The organism is Extensimonas perlucida (assembly GCF_007655255.1).
Lineage (GTDB): Bacteria > Pseudomonadota > Gammaproteobacteria > Burkholderiales > Burkholderiaceae_C > Extensimonas > Extensimonas perlucida.
In genome coordinates this window covers 64,593-71,250 of sequence record NZ_VMYE01000017.1, presented here as the reverse complement: position 1 = coordinate 71,250, position 6,658 = coordinate 64,593, and the positions used below count along the sequence as shown (strand labels likewise).

Below are 6,658 nucleotides of genomic sequence, written 5' to 3'. Positions count from 1 at the left end.
GGTCTGCACGCTGGCCACCACCTGCCACTGCGTGACGCAGTCCACCGCGTTGATGTGGTACAGCCCCTTGGTGCCGTCCTGGTCGCCCTGGTGCACGCTGTCGATGCGGATGAAGCCCGCACGCCCCTGGGGCGCAGGTGCGCGGCGCACGCCTATGGTGGGGGCTTTGCCCCCACGGGTTTTGGTGACGGTGACGCGCTGCGCGCGGTAGCCGGCGCTGGCGCGCAGGTTATACAGGTGAGACACCGATAGGGAGCCCAGGCGCTCGAAGCGGTTGTCGTTGAAGAGGTCGCGCTGGCGACGCAGCACGCATGCGGTGGCCGGCCCCGAGAGGGTGCCCATGGCTTGGTCTACTTGCGCCAGCAGTGCAATGTCGGCGCTGCTGTAGCGGCGCGCAAAGGCGTGCTCGGGTGCGCGGTAGTTTTTTACCAGGGGCTGGCCGGACTTCCAGCGCGCAACCACTCGGGTGACCTGGGCGCGGCTGTAGCCGCTCAGGCGCTGCAGGTACGCCAGCACTGTGCCGCGGTCGCTGCGTCCCAGGCGCCGGTAGCCAAGGCGCTGCAGCACTTGCGCGATCCAGGCGTAGCGTTCCTCGGGTTGCGCGAAGCTCAGCTGCAGCGCTTGCGTGCCTTGGAGTACTTGGCGCACTTGCTCGAGGCTGCGCACTTGTGTTTCGTTCATGTCGATCACCATTGCTTGATGATCGACCCGTTGCACCTAAGCTGCTGCCTATCAGCCGCTTGTGTCGCTTCTCCCTGGCCTGCCTTCAGGCTCATTCTTCCTTGGAATCACGGGGCGGGCTTCAGGCTCATACCTCGTTGGATAAGACTGTGGCAGGGAAACCGAGCGACGATCTCGCGCCGGGCACTTTGAACCCAGATTGTCCATTAGGACGTGGGATGATGGCGAGGCGGCTGGCGAGGCAGTTTGGTCGCGGGTGAGAAGTCCATGGCCGGTGCCATGGACGCCGAAGCCGCGGCCAAAATGACCGGCAGACGTCCGCCAGCGCCCGCGTAGGTGCGCAGCACCGCCTAATGGACAACCTGGGTTGAACAGCATCATCAAACAAGCAGGACTGAAGGAGTAGCCCATGCGTTACGCCATCGTTGTCGAAAAAACGGAAAACAACTATTCCGCTTACGTGCCCGACTTGCCGGGCTGTGTGGCTACGGGACATACCCTCGAAGAAGCAGAAAATGAAATTCGCGCAGCCATTGCGTTTCATATTCGAGGACTCATCGAGGATGGTTTGCCCGTCCCATCGCCAGCGAGCATCGTCGAATATCTGGAGGTTACGGCAGCCTGAGATGGTTTCAGGTACCCAAACCCCGCGGCCCTTCAGCGCCGCACCTGCAGCGCCTCGGGGTTGATGATGTTGCTGGGCTTGCCCTGGATGAAGTTCACCACGTTGTCGAAGGCGGCGCTGAAGCAGAGCTCGTAGCTGTCTTGCTCCACGTAGCCGATATGCGGCGTGCAGATGCAGTTTTCCAGGCGCAGCAGCGCGTGGCCCTGCAGGATGGGTTCGCTTTCGAACACGTCTATCGCGGCCATGCCGGGGCGGCCGCGGTTGAGCGCGGCGAGCAGCGCGTCAGGCTCGATCAGTGCCGCGTGCGCGGTGTTCACGAGCAGTGCCGTGGGCTTCATGCACGAGAGGTCTTCGAGCGCGAGCAGGCCGCGTGTGGCGTCGGCCAGGCGCAGGTGCAGCGAGAGCACGTCGCACTGCGCGAGAAATTCGGCGCGGCTGCTCGCGGCTTGGTAGCCGTCGGCCAGGGCCTGCGCGCGCTCGGCCTCAGGCCCCCAGATGCTCACGTTCATGCCGAAGGCGCGGCCGTAGCCCGCGACGAGCCGGCCGACCTGGCCGTAGCCCCAGATGCCCAGCATCTTGCCGCGCAGCACCAGCCCCAAGCCGAAATTGGGCGGCATCGAGGTCGTCTTGAGGCCCGATTGCTGCCATGCGCCGTGCTTGAGGTTGGCGATGTATTGCGGCAGCCGGCGCATCGCGGCCATGATGAGTGCCCAGGTGAGCTCGGCCGGCGCCACGGGGGAGCTCACGCCGTCGGCCACGGCGATGCCGCGCTCGGTGCAGGCGGCCACGTCGATGTGCTCGCCCACACGGCCAGCCTGTGCGATGAGCTTGAGGCGCGGCAGCTTTTCGACGAGCTGGCGCGTGATCTGCGTGCGTTCGTGGATCAGCACGATGATGTCAGCGTCGCGCAGACGCACGGCCAGCTGCCCTATGCCCTTGACGTTGTTGGTATAGACCTTGGCGGTGTACGGGTCGAGCATGCTCGCGCAGCGCAGCTTGCGCACGGCGTCCTGGTAATCGTCGAGGATCACGATGTTCATGCCGCCATTGTGCCTTGGCGGGCTGGTGTGACCGGCGTCGAAACGTGTCAGGCCGTGGCGCGCGCAGCCGCCGCGCGGTCGTCCCGAATCCCGAATTGATTGCCGTTCAATCGCGCACTTCCTGCCAGCCGATGCGGCCCTGGCCGAGCTCGCTCAGGTGCTGCACGAAGGCCGTGGCTTGTGCCTCGGGCAGGCGCAGCCGCAGTGTGACCAGCGTGCCGTGCTGCACGGCCAGCAGCTCGGCACCGACCTGAGCGGCCTCGCGGCGCGTCAGACCTTCGAGCGCGTAGGGCAGCTCGCATTGCAAAGTCTGCAGGCGCTGCAGCGGCACCTTGGTGGCCGTGCGCAGCGCCTGCGCCACGGTGTCGGTGTAGGCGCGCACGAGGCCGCCCGCGCCGAGCTTGACGCCGCCGAAGTAGCGCACCACGGTGGCGAGCACGCCGTCGAGGTCCTGGTGACGCAGCACTTCGAGCATGGGCCGGCCCGCAGTGCCGCCGGGCTCGCCGTCATCGACCGCGGCTGAGTGGCCGCCGGCCAGCAGCGCCCAGCAGACATGCGCGGCGCCCGGATGCTCACGCCACAGCGCATCGACCACGGCCTGCGCGCTGGCGCGGTCGCTCATGGGCTGCACGCAGCCGATGAAGCGGCTTTTTTTGATGAGCAGCTCGCTGTGCGCCGGGGCGGCCAGGGTTTGGGGCATGTTCCCTACCGTAATAGCGCCAAGCCAAAGCGCTTTACTTCTTAAAAGATAGCTGCTAGCGCTTGTTCATAAAGCGCTGGGGGCCGATTTGGCTTCAGGTTCCGGATGGACAAAGCCTCATTCGACCATGTCGCGGCTCAGGCCCGCAGTCTGGCTGAAGCCGCCATCGACGTATGTGACCTCGGCCGTGACGCCACTCGCGAGGTCCGAGAGCAAAAAGGCCGCGACCTTGCCCACGTCGTCTATGGTGACGTTGCGCCGCAGCGGCGCGGCGTTGGCGACCACGGCCAGCAGCTTGCCGAAGTCCTTGATGCCGCTTGCGGCCAGCGTCTTGATGGGGCCGGCGCTGATGGCGTTCACGCGCATGCCGCGCGGCCCCAGCGATTCGGCCAGGTAGCGCACGCTGGCCTCGAGGCTGGCCTTGGCCAGGCCCATGGTGTTGTAGTTAGGGATGGTGCGCAGCGCGCCCAGGTACGACAGCGTGAGCAGCGCGGCCTTGTCGTTCAGGTAGGGCAGCGCGGCCTTGGCCATGGCCGGGAAGCTGTAGGCGCTGATGTCGTGCGCAGTATGGAAGGCCTCGCGCGAGAGGCCCTCGAGAAAGTCGCCCGCGATCGCTTCGCGCGGCGCAAAGCCAATGCTGTGCACGAAGCCGTCGAACTTTGGCCAGACCTGCGAGAGGTCACGAAACAGGCGCTCGATCTGCTCGTCGCTCGCCACGTCGCAATCGAACACCAGCGTGGAGCCGAACTCCGCGGCAAATTCGGTGATGCGGTCTTTGAAGCGCTCGCCGACGTAGCTGAACGCGAGTTCGGCCCCCTGCGCATGGCAGGCGCGGGCAATGCCGTAGGCGATGGAGCGGTTGGACAGCACGCCCGTGATGAGCAGCTTCTTGCCGGTCAGAAAACCCATGTTTGTTCTCCTTTGTGGGGACGGTATTCAAGTCGTGCAGAATTGTCGCATGCGGTCTTGGTTGGTCTTTTTGCTCTGGGCGTGCGCCGTGCCGGCGTGGGCAGCGCACGCCTACGCGCTTTGGGGGCAGCCGCGCTACCCCGCGGGCTTTGCGCATTTCGACTATGTGAACCCCGCCGCGCCCAAGGGCGGCGAGCTGCGCCTGGTGAGCAATTCGCGCGCTTCCACGTTCGACAAATACAACCCGTTCACCATCAAGGGCAGCGCGCCCGCGTATCTTTCCGAGCTCATGTTCGACACGCTGCTCGTGGGCGCGCTCGACGAAACCGCCACGGGCTACGGGCTGCTCGCGCAGGATGTGGATGTGGCGCCCGACGGGCTCTCGGCCACCTTCCGCCTGCGGCCCGAGGCGCGCTTTCACAACGGCAAGCCCGTGCTTGCGCAGGACGTCAAATACAGCTTCGACACGCTCGTCGGCCCCTACACCTCGCCCGCCTACAAAACCTTGCTGATCGATGTGGCCGGCGTCGAGGTGCTCGATGAACGCACGCTGCGCTACCACTTCAAAAAACCCAACCGCGAGCTGCCGCTCATCGTCGGCGGCCTGCCCGTATTCAGCCGCGACTGGGGCGCGGGCAAGCCCTTCGACCAGGTGGTGATGGACACGCCCATAGGCAGCGGCCCGTACCGCATCGGCCCGGTGCGCTTCGGCAAGGACATCAGCTACGTGCGTGACCCGAACTATTGGGCGCGCGACCTCAACGTGCGCCGCGGCACGGCCAATTTCGACCGCATCCAGGTCAAGATCTACAAGGACAACACCGCGCGGCTCGAGGCGCTCAAGGCGGGCGAGTTCGATTTGATGCGCTTTTTCAGCGCGGGCGACTGGGCGCGGCGCGTGAACGGCAAGCGCTTTGCGACGGGCGAGCTGGTCAAGGGCGAATTCGCGCACAAGCTGCCCTCGGGCTTTCAGAGTTACGTGCTCAACACGCGCCGCCCGCTGCTGCAGGACCGGCGTGTGCGCGCGGCGCTGGGGCTGGCGCTCGACTTCGAGTGGATGAACCGCCAGCTCTTTTACGGCGCCTACCAGCGCGTGCGCGGCCTGTTCGGCAACACCGCGTGCGAGACGCACGGCCTGCCCAGCGCGCCAGAGCTCGCGCTCATGGAGCCCTGGCGCAGCGCCATTCCACCGGCGGCTTTCGGCCCCATGTATGAGCCGCCGCGCACCGACGACGGCCACTCGCTGCGCGCCAACCTGCGCCGGGCGCAGGCGCTGCTGCAAGAGGCTGGCTGGGTGGTGCAGGGCGGCGTGCTGCGCAACGCCGCGGGGCAGGCCATGGAGCTCGAATACCTCGACAGCGGCGAGGGCAGCATGCGCGTAGTGGCGCCCTGGATACGCAACCTCGAAAAGCTCGGCATCACGTTGCGCTTTCGCGCGGTGGACTTTGCGCTGTACCAGCAGCGGCTGCAAAAGTTCGACTTCGACATCACCTCGCTCGCCTTCCAGGGCACGCACAACCCGGGTCAGGAGTTTGCCGACCTGTTTGGCAGCAAGGCCGCCGACACCGAAGATTCGGGCAATTTTGCCGGCGTCAAAAACCCCGCCGTCGATGCCATGATCCACGCCATGACCGCCGCCAAAACGCAGGCCGAGCTGCTGCCCGCCTGCCACGCGCTCGACCGCATCGTCATGCACAGCCACTATCTGATCCCGCAGTGGAGCGCGAGCACGCACCGCATGGCCTACAACGCCTGGCGCCTCGCGCGCCCCGCGCAGGTGCCGCCGTATTCTCCAGGCGAAACCTGGGTCATGGACACCTGGTGGGCCAGGGAGGCGGGGCGGTGAGTTGCTGGCCCCGCATGCGGTCTGCGCTGGCGGATCGCGCCGGCACCGGTGCTGTCAGCCGCGCATCAATGTCCTCCTTCGTGAAAGCACACCCATGAAAACCGCCCTGGCCCTGCGCCACGTCCATTTTGAAGACCTCGGCACGCTGGAGCCGCTGCTGCAGGCGCGCGGCTACCAGGTGCGCTACCTCGACCCCACCGTGGACGCGCTGGGTGCCGATGCGGTGGCCGATGCCAGTGCGGCGGACCTGCTCGTCGTGCTGGGTGGCCCGCTGAGCGCCTGCGATGAAGCGCTGTACCCCTTCCTCGCCGCCGAGCAGCGCCTGATTGCGCAGCGCCTGGCGCAAGGCCGGCCGCTGCTGGGCATCTGCCTCGGGGCGCAGCTGATGGCGCGTGCGCTGGGCGCGCGGGTGGCGTCCATGGGCAGCAAGGAGATCGGCTTTGGCGCGCTGACGCTGACCGAAGCCGGCCGCGATTCGGTGCTGGCCCCACTGGCGGGTGTGCCGGTGCTGCATTGGCATGGCGACCGCTTCGACCTGCCCGCGGGGGCGCAGCTGCTGGCGGGCACGGGGCAGTGTGCACAGCAGGCCTTTGCGCGCGGCCCGGCGGTGCTGGGCCTGCAGTTTCACCTCGAGCTGGACGGGCGCAATTTCGAGCGCTGGCTCGTGGGCCACTGCTGCGAGCTCGCGCAGGCCGGCATAGACCCGCGTAGCCTGCGCGCCGACGGCGAGCGTTGCGCACCGGCATTGGCGCAGGCGGCGCAGCAGGTGATGGGCCGCTGGCTCGACGGGCTCGAGGCCTGCGCTGCGGGCACGGTGCGGTGAGCCGGCGCTGGCCTGCCGCTGTCAAAGAGCGTTT

The 6,658-nt window shown here is 66.9% G+C and carries 6 protein-coding genes and 1 pseudogene; 3 read left to right on the top strand and 4 right to left on the bottom strand.

Annotated features, from left to right (window positions below):
• Nucleotides 1-681, bottom strand: a pseudogene (locus FK527_RS13185) (integrase); the annotation flags it as partial.
• 409 nt (nucleotides 682-1,090) lie between these two features.
• Here FK527_RS13185 and FK527_RS13180 point away from each other — a divergent pair.
• Nucleotides 1,091-1,306 (top strand): type II toxin-antitoxin system HicB family antitoxin, encoded by a 216-nt coding sequence (locus tag FK527_RS13180; protein WP_144734723.1) that lies wholly within the window; start codon nucleotides 1,091-1,093, stop codon nucleotides 1,304-1,306.
• A 32-nt stretch (nucleotides 1,307-1,338) separates the two neighbouring features.
• Here the strand turns inward: FK527_RS13180 and FK527_RS13175 are convergent, their stop codons facing one another.
• From FK527_RS13175 to fabI, 3 genes are all read right to left on the bottom strand, one after another.
• Nucleotides 1,339-2,346, bottom strand: a complete 1,008-nt coding sequence (locus FK527_RS13175; protein ID WP_144734721.1) for a D-2-hydroxyacid dehydrogenase family protein — start codon at nucleotides 2,344-2,346, stop codon at nucleotides 1,339-1,341.
• Between the two features lie 106 nt (nucleotides 2,347-2,452).
• Nucleotides 2,453-3,046, bottom strand: coding sequence for an IMPACT family protein (locus FK527_RS13170; protein ID WP_144734718.1), 594 nt, complete (start codon nucleotides 3,044-3,046; stop codon nucleotides 2,453-2,455).
• A 117-nt stretch (nucleotides 3,047-3,163) separates the two neighbouring features.
• Entirely contained in the window at nucleotides 3,164-3,955 is a 792-nt protein-coding gene (gene fabI, locus FK527_RS13165) for an enoyl-ACP reductase FabI (RefSeq protein ID WP_144734715.1), read from the bottom strand.
• 49 nt (nucleotides 3,956-4,004) lie between these two features.
• Between fabI and FK527_RS13160 the strand changes: the two genes are divergently transcribed.
• Together FK527_RS13160 and FK527_RS13155 are read left to right on the top strand one after the other, a co-directional pair.
• A complete protein-coding gene (locus tag FK527_RS13160) occupies nucleotides 4,005-5,801 on the top strand; it encodes an extracellular solute-binding protein (protein ID WP_144734711.1) in 1,797 nt (598 codons plus the stop codon).
• Between the two features lie 94 nt (nucleotides 5,802-5,895).
• Nucleotides 5,896-6,624 (top strand): glutamine amidotransferase, encoded by a 729-nt coding sequence (locus tag FK527_RS13155; protein ID WP_144734708.1) that lies wholly within the window; start codon nucleotides 5,896-5,898, stop codon nucleotides 6,622-6,624.
• Nucleotides 6,625-6,658: the final 34 nt, after the last annotated feature.

Bases quoted from the DNA above. Each gene is read 5' to 3' on its own strand.
- FK527_RS13170 (WP_144734718.1), bottom strand. From the start codon at position 3,046: ATGCCCCAAACCCTGGCCGCCCCGGCGCACAGCGAGCTGCTCATCAAA.
- FK527_RS13175 (WP_144734721.1), bottom strand. From the start codon at position 2,346: ATGAACATCGTGATCCTCGACGATTACCAGGACGCCGTGCGCAAGCTG.
- FK527_RS13155 (WP_144734708.1), top strand. From the start codon at position 5,896: ATGAAAACCGCCCTGGCCCTGCGCCACGTCCATTTTGAAGACCTCGGC.
- fabI (WP_144734715.1), bottom strand. From the start codon at position 3,955: ATGGGTTTTCTGACCGGCAAGAAGCTGCTCATCACGGGCGTGCTGTCC.
- FK527_RS13160 (WP_144734711.1), top strand. From the start codon at position 4,005: ATGCGGTCTTGGTTGGTCTTTTTGCTCTGGGCGTGCGCCGTGCCGGCG.
- FK527_RS13180 (WP_144734723.1), top strand. From the start codon at position 1,091: ATGCGTTACGCCATCGTTGTCGAAAAAACGGAAAACAACTATTCCGCT.